At 72.1% G+C, this 477-nt stretch carries 1 protein-coding gene and 1 pseudogene; one reads left to right on the forward strand and one right to left on the reverse strand.

Annotated features, from left to right (window positions below):
• On the forward strand, positions 1–239 hold a 239-nt coding region (locus tag BTA51_RS29795; protein WP_141215747.1), incomplete at its 5' end, for a response regulator transcription factor.
• A gap of 20 nt (positions 240–259) precedes the next feature.
• Here BTA51_RS29795 and BTA51_RS30415 read toward each other — a convergent pair.
• Positions 260–477 (reverse strand): annotated as a pseudogene (locus BTA51_RS30415) (MFS transporter); the annotation flags it as partial.

Here is a 477-nt window from a genome sequence, read left to right on the forward strand (position 1 = left end):
CCACGGGGCAGAGCAGCGGCGTCCGGCTGACCGAGCGGGAACGGGAGGTGCTCGACCTGACCGCCTGCGCGATGAGCAACGCGCAGATCGCCGCTTCACTCGGACTGTCGGAGCCCACGGTGAAGCGGCACCTGCGCAACATCTTCGGCAAGCTCGGCGCCGTCTCACGCACCGACGCGGTCAACAAGGCCAGAGCGGCCTCCCTGATCTCCGTCCGAAGACCCGCCGAGTTCTTCTGAAGCCCCTCGCGCTCCGCCGGTCACACGTCCGTCCGTGCGGCACGGCCGATGCAGGCGGCGACCACTCCCGCGCCGGCGAGCAGGACGACACCCGCCACCACCAGCGCGACGCGGGTGCCGGAGGCGACCGACGTCGCGCCGCCGATCACCGCTCCCAGAACGGCGACGCCCAGGACGGCGCCGGTCTGGCGCGCCGAGTTCAGCGCACCGGAAGCGATGCCGGACTGCTCCTTGGCGA

Source organism: Hahella sp. CCB-MM4, from assembly GCF_002260525.1.
Taxonomy (GTDB): Bacteria; Pseudomonadota; Gammaproteobacteria; order Pseudomonadales; family Oleiphilaceae; genus Hahella.